Annotated in this window: 20 protein-coding genes and 3 tRNA genes; 11 read left to right on the top strand and 12 right to left on the bottom strand. The window is 72.2% G+C overall.

The window, feature by feature from the left end:
- Positions 1 to 141: 141 nt before the first annotated feature.
- Positions 142 to 1236: a Leu/Phe/Val dehydrogenase gene (locus SCAB_RS22810; RefSeq protein WP_013002431.1), complete on the top strand. Its 1095-nt coding sequence runs from the start codon at positions 142 to 144 to the stop codon at positions 1234 to 1236.
- A 313-nt stretch (positions 1237 to 1549) separates the two neighbouring features.
- The gene (locus SCAB_RS22805; RefSeq protein WP_037726253.1) at positions 1550 to 1804 is read left to right on the top strand and encodes a DUF3073 domain-containing protein; all 255 of its coding nucleotides are present in this window, start codon (positions 1550 to 1552) and stop codon (positions 1802 to 1804) included.
- Positions 1805 to 2010: 206 nt separating this feature from the next.
- On the opposite strand, the gene purM is transcribed toward SCAB_RS22805, so the two are convergent.
- From purM to SCAB_RS22785, 4 genes are all read right to left on the bottom strand, one after another.
- The gene (gene purM, locus SCAB_RS22800) at positions 2011 to 3081 is read right to left on the bottom strand and encodes a phosphoribosylformylglycinamidine cyclo-ligase (RefSeq protein ID WP_013002429.1); all 1071 of its coding nucleotides are present in this window, start codon (positions 3079 to 3081) and stop codon (positions 2011 to 2013) included.
- Between the two features lie 41 nt (positions 3082 to 3122).
- On the bottom strand, positions 3123 to 4649 hold the full coding sequence (gene purF, locus SCAB_RS22795) for an amidophosphoribosyltransferase (RefSeq protein WP_013002428.1): 1527 nt from the start codon (positions 4647 to 4649) through the stop codon (positions 3123 to 3125).
- Positions 4650 to 4733: 84 nt separating this feature from the next.
- Positions 4734 to 5591 carry an META domain-containing protein gene (locus tag SCAB_RS22790; protein WP_374195901.1) on the bottom strand — a complete coding sequence of 286 codons (858 nt, stop codon included), beginning with the start codon at positions 5589 to 5591 and terminating at the stop codon, positions 4734 to 4736.
- 18 nt (positions 5592 to 5609) lie between these two features.
- Positions 5610 to 6407, bottom strand: a complete 798-nt coding sequence (locus SCAB_RS22785; protein WP_041669502.1) for a maleylpyruvate isomerase family mycothiol-dependent enzyme — start codon at positions 6405 to 6407, stop codon at positions 5610 to 5612.
- A 124-nt stretch (positions 6408 to 6531) separates the two neighbouring features.
- On the opposite strand from SCAB_RS22785, the gene SCAB_RS22780 reads away from it, so the two are divergent.
- Entirely contained in the window at positions 6532 to 7116 is a 585-nt protein-coding gene (locus SCAB_RS22780; RefSeq protein WP_013002425.1) for a Uma2 family endonuclease, read from the top strand.
- 67 nt (positions 7117 to 7183) lie between these two features.
- Here the strand turns inward: SCAB_RS22780 and purL are convergent, their stop codons facing one another.
- From purL to purS, 3 genes are read right to left on the bottom strand one after another with little or no spacing between them, the layout of a single operon-like run.
- Positions 7184 to 9442, bottom strand: a complete 2259-nt coding sequence (purL, locus tag SCAB_RS22775; RefSeq protein WP_037725912.1) for a phosphoribosylformylglycinamidine synthase subunit PurL — start codon at positions 9440 to 9442, stop codon at positions 7184 to 7186.
- Complete coding sequence (gene purQ / locus SCAB_RS22770; protein WP_005482676.1) at positions 9439 to 10119, bottom strand: phosphoribosylformylglycinamidine synthase subunit PurQ; 681 nt, start codon at positions 10117 to 10119, stop codon at positions 9439 to 9441. Before purQ ends, purL begins: the two co-directional genes overlap by 4 nt.
- Positions 10116 to 10379, bottom strand: a complete 264-nt coding sequence (purS, locus tag SCAB_RS22765) for a phosphoribosylformylglycinamidine synthase subunit PurS (RefSeq protein WP_005482678.1) — start codon at positions 10377 to 10379, stop codon at positions 10116 to 10118. Before purS ends, purQ begins: the two co-directional genes overlap by 4 nt.
- Positions 10380 to 10720: 341 nt before the next feature.
- Here purS and SCAB_RS22760 point away from each other — a divergent pair, with 341 nt between their 5' ends.
- The 8 genes from SCAB_RS22760 to SCAB_RS22725 all read left to right on the top strand — a co-directional run bounded on the left by SCAB_RS22760 (position 10721) and on the right by SCAB_RS22725 (position 15596).
- Positions 10721 to 11038 (top strand): histone-like nucleoid-structuring protein Lsr2, encoded by a 318-nt coding sequence (locus tag SCAB_RS22760; protein ID WP_013002422.1) that lies wholly within the window; start codon positions 10721 to 10723, stop codon positions 11036 to 11038.
- A 162-nt stretch (positions 11039 to 11200) separates the two neighbouring features.
- Positions 11201 to 11272, top strand: a tRNA-Gly gene (locus SCAB_RS22755).
- An 80-nt stretch (positions 11273 to 11352) separates the two neighbouring features.
- Positions 11353 to 11425 (top strand) — tRNA-Gly (locus SCAB_RS22750).
- Positions 11426 to 11625: 200 nt separating this feature from the next.
- A complete protein-coding gene (locus tag SCAB_RS22745; RefSeq protein WP_037725915.1) occupies positions 11626 to 12663 on the top strand; it encodes an ABC transporter ATP-binding protein in 1038 nt (345 codons plus the stop codon).
- Positions 12660 to 13517 carry an ABC transporter permease gene (locus SCAB_RS22740; protein WP_078580170.1) on the top strand — a complete coding sequence of 286 codons (858 nt, stop codon included), beginning with the start codon at positions 12660 to 12662 and terminating at the stop codon, positions 13515 to 13517. Before SCAB_RS22745 ends, SCAB_RS22740 begins: the two co-directional genes overlap by 4 nt.
- A gap of 13 nt (positions 13518 to 13530) precedes the next feature.
- Positions 13531 to 14859: a sensor histidine kinase gene (locus tag SCAB_RS22735; protein WP_013002419.1), complete on the top strand. Its 1329-nt coding sequence runs from the start codon at positions 13531 to 13533 to the stop codon at positions 14857 to 14859.
- Positions 14856 to 15500, top strand: a complete 645-nt coding sequence (locus SCAB_RS22730; RefSeq protein WP_046773944.1) for a response regulator transcription factor — start codon at positions 14856 to 14858, stop codon at positions 15498 to 15500. The genes SCAB_RS22735 and SCAB_RS22730 overlap by 4 nt, the downstream gene beginning before the upstream one ends.
- 23 nt (positions 15501 to 15523) lie before the next feature.
- Positions 15524 to 15596, top strand: a tRNA-Gly gene (locus tag SCAB_RS22725).
- Between the two features lie 99 nt (positions 15597 to 15695).
- On the opposite strand, the gene SCAB_RS22720 is transcribed toward SCAB_RS22725, so the two are convergent.
- From SCAB_RS22720 to SCAB_RS22700, 5 genes are all read right to left on the bottom strand, one after another.
- Positions 15696 to 16595 carry a phosphoribosylaminoimidazolesuccinocarboxamide synthase gene (locus tag SCAB_RS22720; RefSeq protein WP_013002417.1) on the bottom strand — a complete coding sequence of 300 codons (900 nt, stop codon included), beginning with the start codon at positions 16593 to 16595 and terminating at the stop codon, positions 15696 to 15698.
- Between the two features lie 85 nt (positions 16596 to 16680).
- Entirely contained in the window at positions 16681 to 18192 is a 1512-nt protein-coding gene (locus SCAB_RS22715) for a N,N-dimethylformamidase beta subunit family domain-containing protein (RefSeq protein WP_013002416.1), read from the bottom strand.
- 227 nt (positions 18193 to 18419) lie between these two features.
- On the bottom strand, positions 18420 to 20669 hold the full coding sequence (locus SCAB_RS22710) for a M48 family metalloprotease (protein WP_041669498.1): 2250 nt from the start codon (positions 20667 to 20669) through the stop codon (positions 18420 to 18422).
- A gap of 465 nt (positions 20670 to 21134) precedes the next feature.
- Positions 21135 to 22388 (bottom strand): phosphoribosylamine--glycine ligase, encoded by a 1254-nt coding sequence (gene purD / locus SCAB_RS22705; RefSeq protein WP_013002414.1) that lies wholly within the window; start codon positions 22386 to 22388, stop codon positions 21135 to 21137.
- A 125-nt stretch (positions 22389 to 22513) separates the two neighbouring features.
- Positions 22514 to 24895 (bottom strand): DNA polymerase III subunit gamma and tau, encoded by a 2382-nt coding sequence (locus SCAB_RS22700; protein WP_013002413.1) that lies wholly within the window; start codon positions 24893 to 24895, stop codon positions 22514 to 22516.
- Between the last annotated feature and the right edge of the window lie 75 nt (positions 24896 to 24970).

Below are 24970 nucleotides of genomic sequence, written 5' to 3'. Positions count from 1 at the left end.
ACCTGCGTACTCCACCCGTGGGGTGATCCTGAAGCTGCGCCGCTGTACGGCGGACGCAGGCTCTACTCTCATGCCCACAGACCCCGCCACCCGTACGGGAGCCTGTACCCCACCGCCGCTTCTTACCCAGGAGTCACCACAGTGACCGAAGTATCTGACGGCGTCCTGCACACCCTGTTCCAGTCGGACCAGGGCGGTCACGAGCAAGTCGTGCTCTGCCAGGACCGGGCCAGCGGCCTCAAGGCCGTCATCGCCATCCACTCCACCGCGCTCGGCCCCGCTCTCGGTGGCACGCGCTTCTACCCGTACGCGACCGAGGCGGAGGCCGTCGCCGACGCGCTCAACCTCGCGCGCGGGATGTCGTACAAGAACGCCATGGCCGGCCTCGACCACGGTGGCGGCAAGGCCGTGATCATCGGCGACCCCGAGCGGCTCAGGAGCGAGGAGCTGCTGCTCGCCTACGGCCGGTTCGTGGCCTCGCTGGGCGGCCGGTACGTCACCGCCTGCGACGTCGGCACGTACGTCGCCGACATGGACGTCGTGGCCCGCGAGTGCCGCTGGACGACGGGCCGTTCCCCCGAGAACGGCGGCGCGGGCGACTCGTCCGTGCTCACCGCCTTCGGCGTCTACCAGGGCATGCGGGCCTCCGCCCAGCACGTCTGGGGCGATCCCTCGCTCCGCGGCCGCCGCGTCGGTATCGCGGGCGTCGGCAAGGTCGGTCACCACCTCGTGGCCCATCTGCTGGCCGAGGGCGCCGAGATCGTGATCACGGACGTGCGCGAGGACGCCGTACGGCGGATCCTCGACCGGCACCCCGAAGGCGTCACCGCGGTCGCCGGCACCGACGCGCTCATCCGGACCGAGGGGCTCGACATCTACGCCCCCTGTGCGCTCGGCGGGGCCCTCGACGACGACTCCGTGCCCGTCCTCACCGCCAAGGTGGTGTGCGGCGCGGCCAACAACCAGCTCGCGCACCCCGGCGTCGAGAAGGACCTCGCCGACCGCGGGATCCTCTACGCGCCGGACTACGTGGTGAACGCGGGCGGGGTCATCCAGGTCGCCGACGAGCTCCACGGGTTCGACTTCGAGCGGTGCAGGGCGAAGGCCGCGAAGATCTACGACACCACCCTGGCGATCTTCGCACGTGCGAAGACAGATGGGATTCCGCCGGCCGCCGCGGCCGACCGGATCGCCGAACAGCGGATGCACGAGGCGGCCTTGCGCCGCGGCCACTGAGTCCGGACGGCCGGCGCCGCGGGGTCTTCGCGCGGCGCCGGCCGGTACCCGTCGGCGGCTTTAGAGAGAACTCTCACTTCCGTCGGCGGGTCGCCCGCCCAGAAACGGTTAAAATCACCTTTGACCAGCGGGGAAAGGGCTCCTCGCAGGTTCTGGGTACGGGCACGTCCTGCGGGCGACGTACCGTATGGGCGTGGGCTCAGGTACCGTGGAAGCCCTACGGACCGGTCTCTCCATGGAGAGTCCGTTCCAGATCATGAACGCGTGTCAAGACTCTGGGGCCACCGAGCCCCGTATCCGAGGGGGTCGAGCCATGGGGCGCGGCCGGGCAAAGGCCAAGCAGACGAAGGTCGCCCGCCAGCTGAAGTACAGCAGCGGCGGGACTGATTTGTCGCGTCTGGCCAATGAGCTGGGCGCTTCGACTTCGAGCCAGCCGCCGAATGGCGAGCCGTTCGAGGATGACGAAGACGACGACGACCCGTACTCCCAGTACGCGGATCTCTACAACGACGACGATGAGGACGAGGACGACGAGTCCGGTCCCGCGTCGCATCGCCGCGGGGCTTGACGCCGTAACGCCGCGCTTACCCGGTCCGGGTGGGTTTCCACCGCCGGACCGGGTTTTGTGCGGTCTCGCTCCGCTCAGGGCGGGGGGCGCCTCATAGCTCGGGGGTGACTGTGTTCTGGCGACTGCGGGTTGTTCGTGGTTGCTCGCGCAGTTCCCCGCGCCCCTGATGGCGCCGCCTTCGGCTGCCATCAGGGGCTTGGTGCTGTTCAGCCGCGCGCGTAGTCGCCCACCAGTTCCGCGCCGGTCGTGTGGTCGGCTCGGTCGGTGATCTCGCCTGCCACCCAGGCGTCGACACCCCGGTCCGCCAGGGCCGTCAGGGCCACGTCCGCGGACTCCTGGGGGACGATGGCGATCATGCCCACGCCCATGTTCAGGGTCTTCTCCAGCTCCAGGCGCTCGACCTGGCCGGTCCTGCCGACGAGGTCGAAGATCGGGGCCGGGGTCCAGGTGGAGCGGTCGACCGTGGCGTGCAGGGCGTCGGGGATCACCCGGGCCAGGTTGGCCGCCAGACCACCGCCGGTGACATGGCTGAAGGCGTGGACCTCGGTGGTGCGGGTGAGGGCCAGACAGTCCAGCGAGTAGATCTTGGTGGGCTCCAGCAGCTCCGCGCCGAGGGTGCGGCCCAGCTCCGCGATCTCGGCATCCAGGGAGAGACCCGCCTGCTTCAGCAGGACATGCCGGACGAGCGAGTACCCGTTCGAGTGAAGGCCGGAGGCCGCCATGGCGATCACCGCGTCACCCGTACGGATACGATCCGGGCCGAGCAGGTGCTCCGCCTCGACCACGCCCGTGCCGGCACCGGCCACGTCGAAGTCGTCCGGGCCGAGCAGACCGGGGTGCTCGGCGGTCTCGCCGCCGACGAGGGCGCAGCCGGCGAGCACACAGCCCTCGGCGATGCCCTTGACGATGGCGGCGACCCGCTCCGGGTGGACCTTGCCGACGCAGATGTAGTCGGTCATGAACAGCGGTTCGGCGCCGCAGACCACGATGTCGTCCATCACCATCGCGACCAGGTCGTGGCCGATGGTGTCGTACACGCCGAGCTGCCGGGCGATGTCGACCTTCGTGCCGACGCCGTCCGTGGCGGAGGCGAGCAGCGGGCGCTCGTAGCGCTTGAGGGCCGAGGCGTCGAAGAGGCCGGCGAAGCCGCCGAGGCCACCGAGGACCTCGGGGCGCTGCGTCTTCTTCACCCACTCCTTCATCAGCTCGACGGCGCGGTCGCCCGCCTCGATGTCGACGCCCGCGGCTGCGTAGCTGGCACCAGTTGTCTCAGACATGACGGTGAGAACTTTCGTGTCGTACTGCAGGTGGGACGGGCTTACGGGCGACGGATCGCGTCGGTCGCGGCCGTGGCGGCCGGTCCGGCGGCCAGCTCGGTCTCCAGGAGCCGCTTGCCGAGCAGTTCCGGGTCCGGCAGCTCCATCGGGTACTCGCCGTCGAAGCAGGCACGGCAGAGGTTCGGCTTGGCGATGGTGGTCGCCTCGATCATGCCGTCGAGGGAGATGTACGCCAGGGAGTCGGCGCCGAGCGAGGTGCCGATCTCGTCGATCGTCATGCCGTTGGCGATGAGTTCGGCGCGGGTCGCGAAGTCGATGCCGAAGAAGCAGGGCCACTTCACGGGCGGCGAGGAGATCCGGATGTGGACCTCGGCCGCGCCCGCCTCGCGGAGCATCCGGACCAGCGCGCGCTGGGTGTTGCCGCGGACGATCGAGTCGTCGACGACCACCAGGCGCTTGCCCTTGATGACTTCCTTCAGCGGGTTCAGCTTCAGACGGATGCCGAGCTGGCGGATCGTCTGCGAGGGCTGGATGAACGTACGTCCGACGTAGGCGTTCTTCACCAGACCCGCACCGAACGGGATGCCCGAGGCCTCCGCGTAGCCGATGGCGGCCGGGGTGCCGGACTCCGGGGTCGCTATGACCAGGTCGGCCTCGACGGGCGCTTCCTTGGCCAGCTTGCGGCCCATCTCCACGCGGGAGAGGTACACGTTCCGGCCGGCGATGTCGGTGTCCGGGCGGGCCAGGTAGACGTACTCGAAGACACAGCCCTTGGGCTTCGCTTCCGCGAACCGGGAGCTGCGCAGGCCGTTCTCGTCGATGGCGATGAACTCGCCCGGCTCGATCTCGCGGACGAAGCTCGCGCCGCAGATGTCGAGGGCGGCACCCTCGGAGGCGACGACCCAGCCGCGCTCCAGCCGGCCGAGGACCAGCGGGCGGATGCCCTGCGGGTCACGGGCGGCGTACAGGGTGTGCTCGTTCATGAAGACCAGGGAGAAGGCACCGCGGACCTGCGGGAGGACCTTCGGGGCGGCCTCCTCGACGGTCAGCGCCTTGCCGTCCTCGTCGACCTGGGCCGCGAGGAGCGCGGTGAGCAGGTCGGTGTCGTTGGTGGCCGCGACGCGGGGCGTACGGCCCTCCTGCTTGGGCAGGTCGGCGACCATCTCGGCGAGCTGGGCCGTGTTGACCAGGTTGCCGTTGTGGCCGAGCGCGATGGAACCGTGCGCGGTGGCACGGAACGTCGGCTGGGCGTTCTCCCACACCGAGGCACCGGTGGTCGAGTAGCGGGCGTGACCGACCGCGATGTGACCCTGGAGAGAACCGAGCGAGGTCTCGTCGAAGACCTGGGAAACGAGGCCCATGTCCTTGAAGACGAGGATCTGGGAGCCGTTGCTGACCGCGATACCCGCGGATTCCTGGCCCCGATGCTGGAGGGCGTAGAGCCCGAAGTAAGTGAGCTTCGCGACCTCTTCACCGGGAGCCCAGACACCGAAGACGCCACACGCGTCCTGGGGGCCTTTCTCGCCGGGGAGAAGGTCGTGGTTGAGTCGTCCGTCACCACGTGGCACGCCACCGAGTGTAGGCGAGATCGCGCACCGGTCCGAATCCGGTGATCCCGCCCGCCCTCGCCCCCGACTACGGCCCTTCGCACGTCACTTGTCGGCGACGGCACCGATGCCCGCGTCGTTTTCGCTGGTCAGCGTGATACTGCGGTGATCGATCCGATACTTCACCGTGCCCTTGAAGAGCTCCAGGAAGCTCCGCTCGGCGGCCATGAGTGAGTCGGAGCACATCTTGCGGGTGGTCCGCGGACTGCCGAGAGTGATGCGGTCCTCGCTCACCGTGGCCTTCGCGGAGATGTCGTTGCAGCCGACGCTCGCGCTGAGGGTCCCGGCCTCCTTGTCGAGGGTGAACCACGCCTTGCCCCGGGCCGCCTCGGGGAGGGAGGTGGCGACGTCGTGGTCCATGAGGGAGTCGACCCGCCACTTCGTGCCGTACAGCGCGGCGGGCTTCTCCTTCGTCAGCTTCAGGGTGTCGCCGTCACCCGTGGTGAGGGTGAGACCGCCGTCGGTGGTCTGGGGCGTGAACGTTCCGGCATCGAGGGTGCGCGCGAAGGTGTTCTCGAACTTCATGAGCGCGTCGCCGCAGGCCATCTCGGTGGACCGGGCGTTCTCGAAGTCGATGCCGTCCTTCTTGAACGCGGCGGTCGAGCCGAAGGTGTTGCAGCCGTAGTTGCCGTCGACCTTGCCGTTGTCGGCGATCGTCAGGTAGGCGCCGTCGGGGGCCTGCTCGGTCTTCCCGCCCACGGTGAGGCTGTCCACCTTCCAGCGGACGCCGGTGACCGAGGACTTCTTGGTGCTCGCGTCGACGGCGCCGCTGCCGGGGTCGCCGGCGGACTCGGAGCCACAGGCCGCGAGCAGGGGCAGCGGAAGCACGGCCAGGGCGGTGAGGGTCAGTCGCAGTCGCTTGTCCATGGCGGTGGGACGGGTGGGATGCGTGGGTGGTTCCACCGGGTTCCGTGGCCCGGATCAGCGCATGAGGGGCAGGAGCGTGCTCAGGTCGGCCCGCTCGCCGCTCGCGCCGACCTTGGCCTCGTCCAGGGCGCCGGTCCAGTCCAGGCGGCCGGTGGCCAGCCGGATCCACGTCAGCGGGTCGGTCTCGACGACGTTCGGCGGGGTGCCCCGGGTGTGCCGCGGCCCCTCCAGGCACTGCACCACGGCGTACGGCGGGATCCGCACCTCCGTCGAGCCGCCGGGCGCCCGCGCGGCCAGGGTGTCGGCGAGCAGCCGGACGCAGGTGCCGAGGGCGGTCCGGTCGTACGGAACGTCGAGGCCGGGGACGGCGGCGTTCAGGTCGTCGGTGTGGACGACCAGCTCGATCGTGCGGGTGACCAGGTAGTCGTCGAGCAGCATGCCGCCGGCCCGGGTGTCGATGATCCGGCCCGGCGGGGCGGCGGCGAGCGCCTCGGTGATCCGGCGCTCCACGTCCGCGTAGAGGGCGGCGAGGTCAGGGGTGGCCGCGGCCAGGCCCCGGCTGCCCTCGTCGATCGCCTCGGCGTGGGCGGCGGTCGCGGAAGCGTAGTCGAGGGGGTTCAGCTCGGCCTTCGGCGGCGAGGGCCGCTCCAGGGCCCGGCTGACGCTCTCCACGGCCATGGTGAGGTGCGCGGCCAGGTCCCGGACCGTCCACGCGCCGAGCCGGGTCGGCGCCGCGAGCTGCTCGCCGCCGAGGGCGCCCACCGCCTCCCGTACGTTCCCGAACTGGGCCAGCACGGCCTTGCGGGTCTTGGCGGGGTCGTACGTGCGGGGGCGTTTCCTGGCGGGGGGCATGGGACGAGCGTATGTGGCCGCGCCTGCGGGGACTCCCGGTCACTCGACAGTGTGGTCGACGGCGAAGTGCCCCCGGCGGCGTCCGGACCCCGGTGACACTGACCCTCACCTGGAAGGGGGCGCCATGAGGGCCGGAGCCGAGCGCACGTCCCAGATGTCGGTGGAGGAGTTCGAGGCGATCGCCTCCGCCGCTCCCGAGACCGTCACGCTGGAGTTCATCGACGGACGGCTCGGCGTGAAGAGGGCGGCGGACGGGAGCCGGGGCACCGTCGTGGCCTGGCTGGCCCGGCGCTGTATGCGGTCGAGGCCCGATCTGGACCTGTACCGGGGCCAGAGGCTCCGGGTCGACGTGTCCGGGGAGGGCAGGGCGAGACCGGACGCGGTGCTCGTGCCCGAGGCGCACTTCGCGGGGCACGGCGAGTGGGCCGACCCCGACGGGGTGCTCATGGTCGTCGAGGTCACCCCCTACGACGCAGACACCGACCGGTGGGACCGGCAGGAGAAGCCGGCCGTCTACGGGCGGTCCGGGATCCCGCTGTACCTGCTGATCGACCGGGGCTCCCGCACGGTCGTCGTGCACAGCCGCCCCGACCCGCTGGTCGGCGGGTACCGCGAGGTGCGCACGGCGGCGTTCGGCGAGAGGGTGTCCCTCCCCGAACCGGTCGGTACCGAACTCGACACGGAGATCCTCGGGGCCTACGTCCGCTGACCCGCCCGAACGCGGGGAAGCCCCGCCCGGACGTACCGATCCGGGCGGGGCTCCGTCGTGCGGGGGACTACGCCAGCAGCGCCGGGATCGTGCCCTCGTGGGCCGTGCGCAGCTCTTCCAGGGAGAGCGTGAACTCGCCCTGGAGCTCCACCGCGTCGCCGTCGACGACGCCGATGCGGGTGGCCGGGAGGCCGCGCGCGCCGCACATGTCGGTGAAGCGGAGTTCCTCGGAGCGGGGGACGGCCACGACGGCGCGGCCGGCCGACTCCGAGAGGAGGAAGGTGAAGGCGTCCAGACCGTCCGGGACGATCAGGCGGGCGCCCTTGCCGCCGAGCAGCGCCGACTCCACGACCGCCTGGACCAGGCCGCCGTCGGAGAGGTCGTGCGCGGAGTCGATCATGCCGTCGCGGGAGGCGGAGATCAGGATCTCGGCCAGCAGGCGCTCGCGCTCCAGGTCGACCTGCGGGGGCAGGCCGCCGAGGTGGTCGTGGACGACCTGGGACCAGGCCGAGCCGCCGAACTCCTCACGGGTGTCGCCGAGCAGGTAGAGGAGCTGGCCCTCTTCCTGGAAGGCGACGGGGGTGCGGCGGGCGACGTCGTCGATGACGCCCAGGACCGCGACGACGGGGGTGGGGTGGATGGCCACCTCGCCCGTCTGGTTGTAGAGCGAGACGTTGCCGCCGGTCACCGGGGTGCCCAGCTGCAGGCAGCCGTCCGCGAGACCCCGTACGGCCTCGGCGAACTGCCACATGACCGCCGGGTCCTCCGGGGAGCCGAAGTTGAGGCAGTCGGAGACGGCCAGCGGCTTGGCGCCGGTGGTGGCGACGTTGCGGTACGCCTCCGCCAGGGCCAGCTGGGCGCCGTGGTACGGGTCCAGCTTGGCGTAGCGGCCGTTGCCGTCGGTCGCGATGGCGACGCCCAGGCCGCTCTCCTCGTCGACGCGGATCATGCCGGAGTCCTCGGGCTGCGCGAGCACCGTGTTGCCCTGCACGAAGTGGTCGTACTGCGAGGTGATCCAGGACTTCGACGCCTGGTTCGGGGACGCCACCAGCTTCAGGACCTGGTCCTTCAGCTCCTCGGACGTCTCAGGGCGCGGGAGCTTGTTCGCGTCGTCCGCCTGGAGGGCGTCCTGCCACTCGGGGCGGGCGTAGGGGCGCTCGTACACCGGGCCGTCGTGCGCGACCGTGCGCGGGTCGACGTCGACGATCTTGCCGCCGTGCCAGAAGATCTCCAGCCGGTCACCGTCGGTGACCTCACCGATGACGGTGGCGATGACGTCCCACTTGTCGCAGATCTCCAGGAACCGGTCGACCTTCTCCGGCTCCACGACCGCGCACATGCGTTCCTGCGACTCGCTCATGAGGATTTCCTCGGGCGAGAGCGTGGAGTCGCGCAGGGGGACGTCGTCGAGGGTGACGCGCATGCCGCCGGAGCCGTTGGACGCCAGCTCGGACGTGGCGCAGGACAGGCCCGCCGCGCCGAGGTCCTGGATGCCGACGACCAGCTTCTCCTTGAACGCCTCCAGGGTGCACTCGATGAGGAGCTTCTCCTGGAAGGGGTCGCCGACCTGCACCGCGGGGCGCTTGGAGGGCTTGGCGTCGTCGAAGGTCTCGGAGGCCAGGATGGAGGCGCCGCCGATGCCGTCGCCGCCGGTGCGGGCCCCGTAGAGGATGACCTTGTTGCCCGAGCCGGAGGCCTTCGCGAGGTGGATGTCCTCGTGCCGCATGACGCCGATGGCGCCGGCGTTGACCAGCGGGTTGCCCTGGTAGCAGGCGTCGAAGACGACCTCGCCGCCGATGTTGGGCAGGCCGAGGCAGTTGCCGTAGCCGCCGATGCCCGCGACGACGCCCGGCAGGACGCGCTTGGTGTCGGGGTGATCGGCCGCGCCGAAGCGCAGCGGGTCGACGACCGCGACCGGGCGGGCGCCCATCGCGATGATGTCGCGGACGATGCCGCCGACGCCCGTGGCCGCGCCCTGGTAGGGCTCGACGTAGGAGGGGTGGTTGTGCGACTCGACCTTGAAGGTGACCGCGTAGCCCTGGCCGACGTCGACGACGCCGGCGTTCTCGCCGATGCCGACGAGGAGGGCGTCCGACTGGGGCGCCTTCTCACCGAACTGGCGCAGGTGCACCTTGGACGACTTGTACGAGCAGTGCTCGGACCACATGACGGAGTACATGGCCAGCTCCGCGCCGGTGGGGCGGCGGCCGAGGATCTCCACGACCCTCTCGTACTCGTCCTTCTTCAGGCCCAGTTCGGCCCAGGGCAGCTCGACGTCGGGGGTCGCGGCCGCGTGCTCGACCGTGTCCAGAGGCGTCCGGCTCATGCGTTGACCAGCTTCTTGAGGATCGAGGTGAAGAAGGGGAGGCCGTCGGTGCGGCCGGTGCCGATCAGCGGCTCCACGGCGTGCTCCGGGTGCGGCATGAGGCCCACCACGTTGCCGGCCTCGTTGGTGACGCCGGCGATGTCCCGCTGGGAGCCGTTGGGGTTGAAGTCGAGGTACCGGAAGGCCACACGGCCCTCGGCCTCCAGCTTGTCGAGCGTGTACGCGTCGGCGACGTACTGCCCGTCGTTGTTCTTCAGCGGGATGTGGATCTCCTGGCCGGCCGTGTAGTCGGTGGTCCAGGAGGTCTCGGCGTTCTCCACCCGCAGCTTCTGGTCGCGGCAGATGAAGTGCAGGTGGTCGTTGCGCAGCATCGTGCCCGGCAGGAGGTGGGCCTCGGTGAGGATCTGGAAGCCGTTGCAGATGCCGAGGACCGGCAGTCCGGCCTTCGCCTGCTCGATGAGCGTCCCCATCACCGGCGAGAAGCGCGCGATGGCGCCGGCGCGCAGGTAGTCGCCGTAGGAAAAACCGCCGCACAGCACCACGGCGTCGACCTGGTGGAGGTCCTTGTCCTTGTGCCAGAGAGCGACGGGTTCGGCACCGGCGAGCCTGATCGCACGCTGGGTGTCCCGGTCGTCGAGGCTGCCGGGAAAGGTGACGACGCCAATACGAGCGGTCACTTTCCGGCCTCCGCGACTTCCTCGACCTTGACGGTGAAGTCCTCGATCACGGTGTTGGCGAGGAAGGATTCCGCCAGCTCGTGGATGCGGGCGAGCGCGGCGTCGTCCACCGGTCCGTCAACTTCCAGTTCGAATCGCTTTCCCTGACGTACGTCGGAGACGCCCTCGAAACCGAGACGCGGCAGCGCGCGCTGCACCGCCTGGCCCTGGGGGTCGAGGATCTCCGGCTTGAGCATGACGTCGACTACGACGCGTGCCACTGGCACTCCCGGTGTGTGGTGCTGAGCAGGTTCCTTCAGACTACCCGTACAAAATTTCTACGCGGGTAGATTCGTAGGAAACTACAGGGATTCCGGGTGACGGCGGTCACGATCCGGTATCGGGTGATCACCCTCATGAAAACTTCTGGGAAAGATCCAGGATCCCTATTGCGCGAGGGACACGCGGGCGGATTAAGTCTGTCCTCACATTGCAATGCCGGGCACTGTACAAATGAATTGGCAATAGCGATAATTTGCCCAAATAACAGCCGGACAACCGACATCTTGCTGACGTCTGGGCACGTCAACGACGGAGATGTCGCACGAAGGGACCGATATTCGTGGCGCAGCGTGTCGTGGTCACTCTCTCCGACGACATCGACGGCTCGGAAGCGGCGGAAACGATCGCCTTCGGACTCGACGGCAAGTCGTACGAGATCGACCTGAACGAAGCCAATGCCAGGAAACTGCGTAAGGCGCTCGCGCCCTACGTGGACGCCGGCCGCAAGCGGTCGAGGTCGGGCAAGGCCTACAAGCAGACCCAGGTCGCCCCGGACCCCGCGGCCGTCCGCGCCTGGGCCCAGGCCAACAAGCTGGAGGTCCCCGCGCGCGGCCGGATCCCCAAGCGGGTCTACGAGGCGTTCGCCGAGGCGCAGTAGGCGCCGCTCCCGGCACGGCCGCCCTCAGGACCCGTCAGCGGGCCCCGGAGGCGGCCGACTTGGCCCCCGGGGGCAACCGACTTGCGTTGCCCCCCGGCGGATCGGCTAGAGTCTGGAGCACGCCGAGGGGCAAGGCCGAAAGGCCCGGCTCACCGGAGTCACGCGGGTGTAGTTCAGTAGTAGAACATCCCCCTTCCAGGGGGAAGGCGCAGTGTGCAATTCCTGTCACCCGCTCTGGATCGCTTGACCGACCACTCTTGTGGATCAGGTAAAGTGGTCCTCGCGCCGATCGGTGGGAGCCGATCGGAGGCAATGCGGACGTAGCTCAGTTGGTAGAGCGCAACCTTGCCAAGGTTGAGGTCGCCAGTTCGAACCTGGTCGTCCGCTCGTGAAAGAAGGCCCCGGTCCACTGGACCGGGGCCTTCTTCGTGTTCCCTCGTGTTCCGTCGTGTTCCTCGCGTTCCTCGTGTTCTTCATGGCCGTCCTCCGCTCTTCCTCGTATCCCGGTCCCGCGTCTGACATTTGTCATGCCGAGTGATGACACCGCGCACTGCTCCGCGGCCCGTGCCACCGCGACGCTTGAGGACATGAAGACGAACGGGCACGACGACGTGAACACTCACGATCACGAGAACGTGATCGAGGTCACCGACCTGCGCCGTGTGTACGGGGGCGGCTTCGAAGCCGTACGGGGAATCACCTTCTCCGTCGGCCGGGGCGAACTCTTCGCGCTCCTGGGCACCAACGGCGCCGGCAAGACATCGACGGTCGAGATCCTGGAAGGGCTCGCCCCGCCGTCCGGCGGCCGGGTACGGGTCCTCGGGCGCGACCCCTACGGGGAGCGCGCGGCCGTGCGCCCCCGGATCGGGGTGATGCTCCAGGAAGGCGGCTTCCCCTCCGAGCTGACCGTCGCGGAGACGGTACGGATGTGGGCCGGCTGCACCAGCGGGGCGCGGCCCGTCGGGGAGGCGCTGGAGATCGTCGGCCTCGGACGGCGGGCCGGCGTCCGGGTCAAGCAGTTGTCCGGGGGCGAGAAGCGGCGCCTGGACCTGGCGCTCGCGCTCCTCGGGCGCCCCGAGGTGCTCTTCCTGGACGAGCCGACGACCGGGCTCGACGCGGAGGGCCGCCAGGACACCTGGGAACTGGTGCGGGAGCTGCGGGACGGGGGAACGACCGTCCTGCTCACCACGCACTACCTGGAGGAGGCCGAGGACCTGGCCGACCGGCTCGCCATCCTCCACGAGGGCACCGTCGCCGTCACCGGCACCCCGGCCGAGGTGACCGCCTCGCAGCCGTCCCGCATCTCCTTCGAACTGCCCGCCGGGTACTTCCTCGGCGACCTGCCGCCGCTCGGCGAACTGGGCGTCACCGGGCACGAGGAGCACGACCGCGTGGTGGTGCTGCGCACGAACGAACTCCAGCGGGCGGCCACCGGGCTGCTGCTGTGGGCCGAACGGTCGCGGATCGAACTGCGCCGGCTGGAGGTGCGGTCGGCCTCGCTGGAGGAGGCGTTCCTGCGGATCGCGCGGGAGACGGCGGAGGCGGCGCGGGCGGGCGCCGGGGCACGTACGGACATGGGATCGCCCGCGGGCGAGGGAACGCACAAGGGCGGGGTGGCGGTATGAGAACGACGACGGGTACGAACAACGGTACGGGTACGGGTACGGGGACGGCCGGTACGGGCGCGGGCGCGGCGCCGGTCGGCACGGCCGGGACGACGACCCTCAAGGGGCGGATGACCGCGCTCGCCCGCGCCGAGCTGACGCTGCTGGGGCGGAGCCGGGCCACGCTGTTCACGGCGCTGTTCGTACCGCTGCTGATGCCGCTCAGCGTGCGCACGGCGACGGACCAGATGGACCTCGGCGAGGCGGGACTGGACGTCGGAACGGTCATGCTCACCGCCGCCGTCGGCTTCTCGCTGCTCTTCGCGGTCTACACCGCACTGACCAGCATCTTCGTCGTACGCCGCGAGGAACTCGTCCTGAAGCGGCTGCGGACCGGCGAACTGCGCGACCCGGAGATCCTGGTGGGGGCCGCACTGCCCGCCGCCGGCATCGCGCTCGCGCAGTGCGTGGTTGTCGCGATCGGATGCACGGTCCTGCTGGACATGAAGGCCCCTGCCGCGCCGCACCTGGCCGTGCTGGGGGTGCTGCTGGGTGTCGTGCTCTGCGTGGCGCTGGCGGCGGTCACCGCGAGCTTCAGCCGGACCGCCGAGAGCGCGCAGGTCACCAGCCTGCCGCTGCTGTTCGTGTCGCTGCTCGGGTCCGGCATCACCGTGCCGCTCGAAGTGCTGCCGGACCGCCTGGCCTCCTTCCTCGAACTGCTGCCGCTCACCCCGGTCATCACGCTGGTGCGCGGCGGCTGGACCGGTGACCTGTCCGCGTACGACGCCCTGGGCGCCGTCGCCACCGCGCTGGCCTGGACCGTGATCGCGGTGTTTGCTGTACGACGGTGGTTCCGCTGGGAACCGCGCCGATGAGGGGAGTTGAGCCATGCGGGGGCCGGGGACCTGGTGGCGGGTGAAGAGCACACCGGCGAAGGTGGAGACGTACACACGGTGGTCGTTCCACATGTTCGCGGGGATCGAGCTCCTCGCGGCCGGACTGCCCGCCTTCGCCGAGGTGGGGCCGGGGCGGCCGGCCGGCTGGCTGCTGCTGCTCCTGGTGAGCGCGCACGCCGCGACCTGTGCGGTGACCGCGTCCCGGGCGCTCGACTGGACGCGCGGCCGACGGGCCCAGCCCGTACGGCTGCTGTGGGTCCTCACCGGCGTGACCGCGCTGATCGCCGTCCTCACCTTCGTGATCGCCGACCACGGCGTGACGGGGGACGTCGCCGACAATGCCGGCATCTTCGGCATCGTGGTGGTCTTCGGCGTCGGTAACGTGACGCTCGGCATCCGCGGCCGGAGGCAGGTCCTGGGAATCGTCGGCGGCTTCGCGGCCGGTTCCGCGCTGCTGCTCCTCCTGCTGCGTGCCCCGGTGGCCGACGCGCTGATCGCGTCGATGGTCGTGGTGATCAGCGGTGGGGCCCTCGCCTTCACGGCCGTCTTCTCCGTCTGGCTCCTCGACGCCGTCTACGAGCTCGCCGACGCCCGAGAGACCCGCGCCCGGCTCGCCGTCGCCGAGGAGCGCCTCCGCTTCGGGCGCGACCTGCACGACGTGATCGGCCGCAACCTCGCGGTCATCGCCCTCAAGAGCGAGCTGGCCGTCCAGCTGGCCCGCCGGGAACGGCCCGAGGCCGTCGAGCAGATGATCGAGGTCCAGCGGATCGCGCACGACTCGCAGCGCGAGGTGCGGGAGGTCGTCCGGGGATACCGGGAGGCCGACCTCGGGGTCGAACTGGCCGGGGCGCAGGGTGTGCTGGCGGCGGCCGGCATCGACTGCACGGTGGACGGTGCCGAGGCCGCCGGGCTGCCCGGCGAGGTGCAGTCCGCGCTCGCCTGGGTGGTGCGGGAAGGAACGACGAACGTGCTCCGGCACGGGAACGCCGTGCGGTGCGCGGTGATGCTGAAGGTGACCGAGGGGCAGGTGGTACTGACCGTGGAGAACGACGGAATGCGGACGGCGAGTGCGCAGGCGGACGCCGGCCGTCCCGTCGGCGCCGGGTCCGGGCTCGCGGGGCTGCGGGAGCGGCTGGCGGTCGTGGACGGGACGCTGGAGGCGGGGCCGGTGGGCGGGGAGGCGTTCCGCGTGGTGGCGCGGGTGCCGCTGGGCCCGGCCGGTCCGTGGGCCCCCTCGGCCCCGGGGGCGGAGTCGGCCGCGGTGTCCGGCACGGCCGCCCGGGGTTCGTCCGCCGCGGCCGTGGCCGGGGGCGCGTCATGACCGGCGCCGCCGGAGCACCGGCGGGCGCGGGGCGGCCTGTGCGGCTGCTGCTGGCCGACGACGAGCATCTGATCCGTGGTGCGCTGGCCGCGCTGCTGTCGCTGGAGGACGACCTGACCGTGATCGCGGAGGCGGCGAGCGGGCCGGAGGCGCTGGCCATGGCCCGGGCGCACGAGCCCGACGTCGCCGTGCTCGACCTGCAGATGCCGGGGGCGGACGGTGTGAGGGTCGCCACATCGCTGCGGGCCGAACTGCCGGACTGCCGGGTGCTGATCGTCACCGGGCACGGACGGCCGGGGCATCTGAAGCGGGCACTCGCCGCGGGTGTGCGCGGGTTCGTCCCCAAGACCGTCAGCGCGCAGCGGCTCGCGGAGATCATCCGGACCGTGCACGCGGGGAACCGCTACGTGGACCCGGAGTTGGCCGCGGACGCCATCTCCTCCGGCGATTCCCCGCTGACGGCGCGGGAGGCCGAGGTGCTCGAACTCGCGGCCGACGGGGCGCCCGTCGCGGAGATCGCCGAGCGGGCCGCGCTGTCCCAGGGCACGGTCCGGAACTATCTGTCGTCGGCGGTGTCCAAGCTGGGGGTGGAGAACCGGCACGCGGCAGTGCGTCTCGCACGGGAGCGAGGTTGGGTATAGTGGTGCTCGCGCCACGGCGCAACGCGGACGTAGCTCAGTTGGTAGAGCGCAACCTTGCCAAGGTTGAGGTCGCCAGTTCGAACCTGGTCGTCCGCTCGTGACAGAAGACCCCGGTCCAGTGGACCGGGGTCTTCTTCGTTCCGCCCACGCCACGGCCGTGGGCGAGGCCGAGGCGGGTGGCCTCGGCCTCGCGGATCAGCTCCAGGTGACGCCCGTCAGCCGCTCGTACGCCTCCACGTACTTGGCGCGGGTCGCGGCGACGATCTCCTCGGGCAGCGGCGGCGGGGGCTGCTCGCTCCTGCGGTCCCAGCCGGAGGCGTCCGAGGTCAGCCAGTCGCGGACGAACTGCTTGTCGAAGGACGGCTGGGCGTGGCCCGGCTCCCACAGGTCGGCCGGCCAGAAGCGGGACGAGTCCGGGGTGAGAACCTCGTCGGCGAGGACGAGGGTGTCGCCCTCGTAGCCGAACTCGAACTTGGTGTCGGCCAGGATGATGCCCCGGTCCCGGGCGATGTCCCGGGCGCGGCCGTACACGGCGAGGGTCGTCTGGCGCAGCTGGGCGGCGGTCTCGGCGCCGACCTGGCGGGCGACCTCCTCGTACGACACGTTCTCGTCGTGCTCGCCGACGGCGGCCTTGGTGGCCGGGGTGAAGATCGGCGCCGGCAGCTCCGAGCCGTCGACCAGGCCCTCGGGGAGGGCGAGGCCGCAGACCGTGCGGGAGTCGTTGTACTCCAGCAGGCCCGAGCCGGTGAGGTAGCCACGGGCCACCGCCTCCACCGGGACCATCTTCAGCGACTTGCAGACGAGCGTGCGGCCCGCCCAGTCGGCGGGGGCGCCCGGCGGGAGTTCGGTGCTCAGGACGTGGTTGGGGACCAGGTCGGCGAGCTGGTCGAACCACCAGAGGGACAGCTCCGTCAGGACGCGCCCCTTGTCGGGGATCTCCGTCGGCAGCACCCAGTCGAACGCGGACGTTCGGTCGCTGGCGACCATCACGAGGTCGCCCGCCTCGTTCTGGTACAGCTCGCGCACCTTGCCGGTGTGCAGGTGCACCAGGCCCGGAACCTGGATCGGCTCGGGCTTTTCTACGAATCCGGACACGGTTCCTCCCCGTGGTGATGTCCAAGTGGCTCGATTCTCCCGTACGCGGGCGACCGATCTTGGCCAGGGGCTGTGTGCGATGCCCTCAGTCGCGTTTGCAGATGCGGTCCAGGAGGTTCGCCGTGGCGCGCTGGACCCTGGTGTCGACGTGGCCGGGACGGTCCAGGGCCGGGGACCACGCGAACGTCCCGGACGCGAAGACCCAGGCTCCGGACGGGGCCCGGTACAGGGAGGTCTCCTGGTGCCGGACGGTCTGGTCCTTGTCCCGGTAGGGGGAGTGCGCGAGGAGGATGCGGCCCCGGTGCTCCGGGAGCGGGGTGCGCGGGAAGTAGCGGTCGGCCTCCCCGGCGACCATGCCCGGCAGCTCGTCGTTCTCGTGGGCGCCGGTCGCGTCCCAGAGCCAGTGGTCGGCGTTGCGCACGACCAGGGGGTGCGGTTCGGGGACCCGGCCCTCGTACTGGATGCCCATCAACTGCTGCTCGGGGCGGTCGATTTCGCGCCACAGTGCGGGTTTGCCGGGGCCCCGGCGTTTTCGGCAGGTGAGGAGACGGTCGGGGACACCGGACGGGGACGGGCTCAGCTCCACCTGCCAGTACATGGTGTTGGAGGAGAGGAAGACCAGCGAGGTGCCGCCGTCCCGGGCGAGTTCGGTGGTGCGGCGCATCTGCGGCGACCAGTACTCGTCGTGCCCCGGGAAGACCAGTCCCCGGTAGCGGCCGGGGTCGACCCGGCCGGAGTGCAGGTCGCGGGCGTCGGCGTAGGCGAGGTCGTAGCCGTACCGCTCGGCCCAGCGGATGAAGTCGTAGGCGTGGCCCACGTGGAGGGGGAGGCCGGCGCCGGCGTACGGGCGGTCGAAGGAGACCGTCGTCGCGGCTTCGGACTCGCCGAGCAGACGGCCGTCCTCGTCCCAGGCGTGGTAGAGGCTGGCGCCGGTGCGACCGTCCTCCGGGTACAGGTTGTACGCCTGCCAGGTGATGTCCGGGAGCAGGAGCAGCAGGTCGGCCCGGCGGTCGTCGCGGACGGTGAACGGGACGTGGGAGCGGTAGCCGTCGGCGGTGGTCAGGACCGCCACGTACGCGCCGACGTTCCAGTAGACGGGGATCTGCAGCCGCCACGAGAGCCACCAGTGGTGGCAGGAGACCGTGCGGTCGGCGGCCAGGGGCGGGGGCTGGACGATGCCGGAGAGACGGGGGCTGGTGGTGATCTTCGCCGCGCCGTCGCCGCTGTAGTGGCCGATGCGGTAGATGTCGACGGCGAATTCCTGGGGCGGGTCCACCGTGACGTGGAAGTCGATGGACTGGCCGGGGGCGGCGGCGCCGGTCGCCGTGAACCCCTTGATCTGCCGGCGCACGTCGTCGGCGGAGCGGGGGCCCGGCGGGGTGCGAGGGGCGGGGACACGGGCGCGGGTGCCCCGGTCGGACGCGGGGGGCTCGGGCGGGCCCGGCTCCACGTACCAGGGGACCACCTGGCCGGTGTCGTCGAAGTACGTCACATTGCCCCGGAGCCAGGGCACCGGGCCCTGGCCGAAGGGGTCCGTCACGGCATGGGCGAGGGCGCCCGATTCCCAGCGGCGGATGTGGTGGTGCTCCGAGCTCATGAGTTCTCCCCTCCCTCGCCCCCGTGAGCTGTCGCAAGCACATGCTCCGTACACGATCGGTTCCAGCACATCACATGACGCACGCGGTTCGTCACCGTTCGTCGCTAATCGGTGAGAGTGGAACAGCCGGGTCCGGACGGGGAGTTGGGCTCCCCTTTCCGACCGGCCACACCCCCCTCGGGACCACCTCGGTCACCGCGCGTCCGGCCGCCCGGCCCGCGTCGCGCTCAGACCAGACGGACCGGCTTCTCCGGGCGGACGCCCAGGCGCAGGAGCCAGTCGCGGAGGGGGGCCGGGTCGCCCTCCTCCACGAGGGTGAGGACGCGCGGCGCGAGATCGGCCGCCCGTACGCCGTCGACGAGGAGCGAGGGGCCGTCCAGCCAGTCCAGGCCCGGGGTCGCGCCCGCCGTGTCCATCGCCGCGCAGCACACCATCGCGGCCACGTGCTCCGTGAGCAGATCGCGGCCCGTGCGGGGCGGCTGCATCGGGAACAGCGGCAGCAGGCCGTCGTCCCACAGCGCCCGGTCCGGTCCCGGCGCCTCGACCGCGCCGGCGGCGGGGTGCCCGCCGGCCGGGACCGCGGCCTCCTCCCGCGCCAGCTCGGCGGTGAGGGCGGCGGCGAGAGCGGCGGACCGGACGTTGGCCAAGCCGGGTTCGTCGTCGGAGTCGAGGTCGGGGCCGGGATCGCCGTCGGGGTGGGCCTCGGGGCCGGCGTCGGCGTGGGGCGGGGATATGTGGTGGCTGTCCGGCTCCAGGCCCGGGTTGTGCTCGTGTGCGTGGTCGTGGGGGGCCGGGGGTGCGCCGGGGAGGGTCTCCTCCTCGGCGGCGGAGGCGTCGGAGGCGGTGGCGGCGTCGGAGGCGGTGGCGGCAGTGGCGAGCGGGTGGTGCTCGGAGGCGGTGGAGGCGAGCGGGTCGTGCCCGGGGGCTGCGGGGGTGGCGGGCCGCCCGGTGAGGGGGTGGGGGGAGGGCCGGTCGTGCGGTGCGGTCGTCGTGGCGACGCCCGGATCGGAGGCCCCGGTGGTGGCCGACGGGTGCGTGGCGCCTGCCGTGAGGGTGGTCAGGTGGGTCAGTACGCGGGAGAGCGTGGGGCCGCCGGGGGCCGGGCCGCCGGGGTCGTCCGCCGGGAGGCGCGCGCCCAGGGTGTCGAGGACGCGGTGGAGACGGGCCGCGTCGGTGCGCCACTTCCGGTCCACGACCTCGTCCGGGTACTCGTGCCAGTCGACCGGGGACCAGTCGGGGCCGGCCTCGGCGGGACCGCCGTGGAAGAGGCGGGCGGCGAGCAGGGACGCGGCCTCGTCGACCACGCCGGGCTCTTCGAGCAGGTCGCAGGCGGGGCGCTCGCCCAGCCGGGAGGTGAAGCCCTCGGCGAGACGGTCACGGCGCGACAGCTCCGTGAGCGCGGCGACGACACCCGCGTCCAGGCGGGACGGCCATCGGCCCATCCGCCACGCGGGCAGCGCGACCCGGGTGAGGAGCCGGTCCCAGCCCGCGTAGGCGAGCCCGACCTGCTCCTGGGCGACGATCCGCAGACCGTAGTCCACAGCCTGTGCACGCTCGGCCGCCGCCGCGGCGACCCCGCGCTCCATCTCGGCCGCGTGCCCCCGGCAGCCGCGCAGGAGCAGCCGGGTCACCCAGCCGACCCCGGCCAGCGCCGGACGGACGAGCACACCGCGCGACGGGGCCGAGGCGACGGCCACGGCCGCGTCCAGTCCGCGGACGAAACGGCGTGCCGCGGCTATGTCCGGGTGCGCCGACGGCCCCGTGCCCGCGACGACCGGCGCGAGCACCGCCCGAAGCTCGCCCACCCGCATCCACCACAGGAACGGCGAGCCGATGACGAGCACCGGAGCGGTGGGCGGGCGGTGCCGCCGGGGGGACGGCAGGCCCGCGGACGAGCCGCGTCCGTCCGCCATCTCGTCGGCGCGCGGGCCGCCTCGGCCGCCGGTGGCGGTCCTTGCGCCGGCCATGTCGACCGTGTCGCTCCCGGCGGCCCCTGGGGCCCCTTCGGCACCATCGGCGCCTTCGGCCCCGTCGGCCGAGGAGTGGTGGGGTTCGGCGGGCGGCTTGTGGGACGGGTGCGTGCGGTCCTCCAGCCAGCTGTCGCAGTCCGGGGTGAGCGCTATCGCGGAGGGGGGCGGGACGTCCAGGCGGTCGGCCAGGTCCCGGACCAGGCGGTAGAGATCGGGCGCGGCCTCCTCGGTGACCGCGACCGTGGGGCTCACGGCGGGCCGGGCCCGGGCGACGACGAGGGCGATGCCCGCGGCGGCGAGGAGCACGACGAGGGCGAGGCCGGACACGACACGGCTCGCCAGGGACCAGCCGGAGCCGGTCAGCCGGCCGGTCGCCCCGCCGACCAGCAGCACGACGGCCACGGCCGCGGGCAGCACCGCCACGGCCAGCGCCCTGCTGCGGACCCGCAGCACGGCGAGGGCCCGGGCGCGCGCGGCCTGTGCGCCCGCCTCCTCACCACCTGCCATACCGGTCACGACCCGACGTCACCCCCTGCTGTCCCGAACGGCGCACCCCGCGACGACTGCCACCGCGGCGACTGCTCGTCACCGTGGTCGCCGCCGAATGCCCTGACGTTGCTCACTCCCCCACTGTGGCACCGACCACCGACATCGCAATGCCGGTGGGCCAAGTGCCGGAACGCTTGCGCCGCACCCTAGTTGGGGCCCAGGCCGTCGTCAGCCGGATGGGCCATCGCTCACTCGATGGAATGGCTTTGGGGAGAGGTGAAGGACGCCGGGCAAGGATCGGGCCCCGGATTCCGGCGGATTTCCCAGGGGTTCCTGGGAGCTCCGAGGGATTCCGGGGCCAGGGTTTCGTACCCGTTGGCGGTGCTTCGCATGCAGATGTCGCGAAGGGGATGGGTGTGGACGGATACGGAGGGGGCGTGAGGGGGCCGGCGAGGGCCGCCGGGGCGGACGACCGTCAGGCGGTCACGCCTCGGCCGCCGCCTTCGCCGCGATGTCCGACCGGTGCTGGGAGCCGTCGAGGCCGATGCGGGCCACGGCGGTGTAGGCGCGGTCACGGGCCTGGGTGAGGTCCTTGCCGGTGGCCGTGACGGAGAGGACGCGGCCGCCGGCGCTGACGACCTCGTCCCCGGCGAGCTTGGTGCCGGCGTGCAGGACGTACGCGTGCGGGGCGTCCACGGCGGCGACCTCGTCGAGGCCGGTGACGGGGTCACCGGTGCGCGGTGAGCCGGGGTAGTTGTGCGAGGCCACGACCACGGTGACGGCCGCGTCGGCGCTCCAGCGCAGGGGTTCGAGGTCGCCGAGCGTGCCGTTGGCGGCGGCGAGCAGCACACCGGCCAGCGGGGTCTTCAGACGGGCGAGGACGACCTGGGTCTCCGGGTCGCCGAACCGCGCGTTGAACTCGATCACCCGTACGCCTCGGCCGGTGATCGCCAGGCCCGCGTAGAGGAGGCCGGAGAAGGGGGTGCCGCGGCGCCGCATCTCGTCGACGGTCGGCTGCAGCACGCTCTGCAGCACCTCGTCGACCAGCTTCGGGTCGGCCCACGGGAGCGGCGAGTACGCGCCCATGCCACCGGTGTTGGGGCCCTCGTCGCCGTCGAGCGCGCGCTTGAAGTCCTGCGCGGGCTGCAGCGGGACGACGGTCACGCCGTCGGTGATGGCGAAGAGGGAGACCTCGGGGCCGTCCAGGAACTCCTCGATGACGACCCGACCGCAGGCGAGCGCGTGCTCGCGGGCCTGGGCGAGGTCCGCCGTCACGACGACGCCCTTGCCGGCCGCGAGCCCGTCGTCCTTGACGACGTACGGCGCGCCGAACGCGTCCAGCGCCTCGTCGATCTCCTCGGCCGTGGTGCAGACGTACGACCGCGCGGTCGGCACGCCGGCTCCGGCCATGACCTCCTTGGCGAAGGCCTTGGAGCCCTCCAGCTGAGCGGCCTCGCCGGACGGGCCGAACACCGGGATGCCCGCCGCGCGCACGGCGTCGGCAACGCCCGCGACCAGCGGGGCCTCCGGGCCGACGACGACCAGGTCGGCCTCCAGCCGGGTGGCCAGCGCGGTCACGGCGGCGCCGTCCAGCGCGTCGACCGGGTGCGACTCGGCGACCTCCGCCGTGCCCGCGTTGCCGGGTGCGCAGTGGAGTGCGGTGACATCGGGATCGAGGGACAGCGAACGGCACAGCGCGTGCTCACGGGCACCGCTACCAATGACGAGGACCTTCACGGTGCCAGCCTAGCCGGAGGGGGCGGGGGGACTTGTGGGGGCTTCCGAAGAGTGGGACGCGGCGGGTTCGTAGGATCGCACCAGAGACGGGCGGGATCCCGCCTGTCCCCGCCCCTGCGCGCCCCCTACTCGTTCGTGATCTCCTCCACCACGGTCGCCCCCAGCTCGCGCACGATGAGGTCGTGGCCGGAGAGGGCGGACTCGTCGAGGTCGGGGTCGTCGTCCTCGGGGATGTCGTCCTCGGGGGAGACGGGCGGCGGCTCGGGGGGCGGGGGCGGAGCCGCGACGGGCCGGGCGGCCGTGGCCGACGCGTGGGGCGCCGCAGAGCCGGGGGAAGCCGGGCGGGAGGCCGCCGCGGGCTGGGGCGCGGCGGGGCGTGCCGCGGGGGCCGGGGAGCCGCCGTAACCGCCACCGCCGTAGCCTCCGCCACCGCCACCGCCCGTGCCGCCACCGCCGTAGCCACCGGCGGCCGGCGCCGGAGACCCGTAGCCGCCGGGGGCGCCCGGTCCCGCGGAGCCGCCCGAGGTGTCGATGACCGCCTCGATCTTCCAGTGCACGTTGAACTGCTCGGCCAGGGCCGCACGCAGGACGTCCTCGCTGCCGCTGCTCGCGAAGTTGTCCCGGGCGCCCGCGTTGACGAAGCCGATCTGCAGGGTGGTGCCGTCGAAGCCGGCGACGTGTGCGTTCTGGCTGAGCAGGATCCAGGTGAAGCGGCGGCGGTTCTTCACCGTCTCCAGGATGTTCGGCCAGAGCGTGCGGGGGTCGGGGCCGCCGGGGGCCGGGTTGTAGGCGGCGGGGGCCTGGGGGGCCGACGGGGCGCCGGGCTGGGCGTACGCGGCGGGCGGGCCCGAGGCGGGGGGCGCGGCCGGGGGCACGGGCGCGGGGCCGCCGCCTGCGGGAGCGGCCGTCGGCCAGCCGCCCGGACGGCGCCCGCCTCCCGCGGAGGCGGGGGTGGGCCAGGAGCCGGGGGCGGAGGCCGGAGCGTCGGCGGGGGCGGTGGGGGGCGGAGGCGGTGTGGGCGCCGAGGCGGGCGGCGGGGCCTCCTGGGGGACCGGCGGGGCCGCCGCGGCCGGGGCGGGCTGTCCGGCCACGGGGGCAGGGACCCCGTACGCGTCCGGGCCCGGCGTGCCTGCCCCGGAGGCGCTCCCGGTCCCGGCCGCTGGGCCGCCACGGACCGCGGCACGAGCGGCTGCGGGCCCGCCACCGGGCGGGACCTGGGCGGCCGGCGGAACATGAGGGGCCCCTCCGGCCTGCGGAGTCATACCCGTGGGCGGGGCCGCCGCTCCCCCATGTGCCTCGGGGCCGGGCACATAGCCCATGGCGGGTGCGGCGCCGCCGCCCGAGAAGTTGACCCCGCGCTCCAGACGGTCCAGGCGGGCCATGACGGAGCGTTCGTCGCCGTAGGTGGCCGGGAGGAGCACGCGGGCACAGATCAGTTCGAGCTGAAGGCGGGGCGAATTGGCGCCGCGCATCTCGGTGAGGCCCTCGTTGACGAGGTCGGCGGCGCGGCTGAGCTCCGCGGCGCCGAAGACTCCGGCCTGGGCCTGCATCCGCTCCAGGACCTCGACGGGGGCGTCGATCAGGCCCTTCTCGACGGCGTCCGGCACGGCGGCCAGGATCACCAGGTCGCGCAGCCGCTCCAGCAGGTCGGCGACGAACCTCCGCGGGTCGTTGCCCTCCTCGATGACGTGGTCGACGACGTCGAACGCCGCGGCCCCGTCCCCGGCGGCGAAGGACTCGACGACCGCGTCGAGCAACGAGCCGTCCGTGTATCCGAGCAGCGACGTGGCCATGGCGTACGTCACGCCCTCGTCCGTGGAGCCCGCCAGCAGCTGGTCCATGACGGACATCGAGTCACGCACGGAGCCCGCCCCGGCGCGCACGACGAGCGGGAGGACCGCCTCGTCGACCGGGATCTTCTCCTTGCCGCAGACCTCGGCGAGGTACTCCCGGAGCGTGCCGGGGGGCACCAGCCGGAACGGGTAGTGGTGCGTACGCGAACGGATCGTGCCGATGACCTTCTCGGGCTCGGTGGTCGCGAAGATGAACTTGAGGTGCTCCGGCGGCTCCTCGACGACCTTCAGCAGCGCGTTGAAACCGGCCGACGTGACCATGTGGGCCTCGTCGATGATGTAGATCTTGTACCGGCTGCTCGCGGGGCCGAAGAACGCCTTCTCGCGCAGCTCACGGGCGTCGTCCACACCACCGTGAGAGGCCGCGTCGATCTCGATGACGTCGATCGAACCCGGTCCGTTCCGCGCCAGGTCCTGGCAGGACTGACACTCCCCGCACGGTGTCGGGGTGGGCCCCTGCTCGCAGTTCAGACAGCGGGCCAGGATCCGCGCACTGGTCGTCTTCCCGCAGCCGCGCGGCCCGCTGAACAGGTACGCGTGATTGACCCGGTTGTTCCGCAGCGCCTGCTGCAGCGGGTCGGTGACATGCTCCTGCCCGATGACCTCGGCGAACGACTCCGGGCGATAGCGGCGGTACAGCGCGAGAGACGACACGCATACGAGGTTATAGGCGCCCACTGACAACCCGGACCGGCGGACGGCCGGGCATCGCCGTCGGCCGGGGCGGGC

Source organism: Streptomyces scabiei 87.22 (assembly GCF_000091305.1).
GTDB classification, from domain to species: Bacteria; Actinomycetota; Actinomycetes; order Streptomycetales; family Streptomycetaceae; genus Streptomyces; species Streptomyces scabiei.
This window is presented reverse-complemented; position numbering and strand designations above follow the sequence as displayed.

Bases quoted from the DNA above. Each gene is read 5' to 3' on its own strand.
- SCAB_RS22740 (WP_078580170.1), top strand. From the start codon at position 12,660: ATGAGAACGACGACGGGTACGAACAACGGTACGGGTACGGGTACGGGG.
- SCAB_RS22735 (WP_013002419.1), top strand. From the start codon at position 13,531: ATGCGGGGGCCGGGGACCTGGTGGCGGGTGAAGAGCACACCGGCGAAG.
- purL (WP_037725912.1), bottom strand. From the start codon at position 9,442: ATGAGCCGGACGCCTCTGGACACGGTCGAGCACGCGGCCGCGACCCCC.
- SCAB_RS22715 (WP_013002416.1), bottom strand. From the start codon at position 18,192: ATGAGCTCGGAGCACCACCACATCCGCCGCTGGGAATCGGGCGCCCTC.
- SCAB_RS22780 (WP_013002425.1), top strand. From the start codon at position 6,532: ATGAGGGCCGGAGCCGAGCGCACGTCCCAGATGTCGGTGGAGGAGTTC.
- SCAB_RS22805 (WP_037726253.1), top strand. From the start codon at position 1,550: ATGGGGCGCGGCCGGGCAAAGGCCAAGCAGACGAAGGTCGCCCGCCAG.
- SCAB_RS22710 (WP_041669498.1), bottom strand. From the start codon at position 20,669: ATGGCAGGTGGTGAGGAGGCGGGCGCACAGGCCGCGCGCGCCCGGGCC.
- SCAB_RS22730 (WP_046773944.1), top strand. From the start codon at position 14,856: ATGACCGGCGCCGCCGGAGCACCGGCGGGCGCGGGGCGGCCTGTGCGG.
- SCAB_RS22745 (WP_037725915.1), top strand. From the start codon at position 11,626: ATGAAGACGAACGGGCACGACGACGTGAACACTCACGATCACGAGAAC.
- SCAB_RS22785 (WP_041669502.1), bottom strand. From the start codon at position 6,407: ATGCCCCCCGCCAGGAAACGCCCCCGCACGTACGACCCCGCCAAGACC.
- purM (WP_013002429.1), bottom strand. From the start codon at position 3,081: ATGTCTGAGACAACTGGTGCCAGCTACGCAGCCGCGGGCGTCGACATC.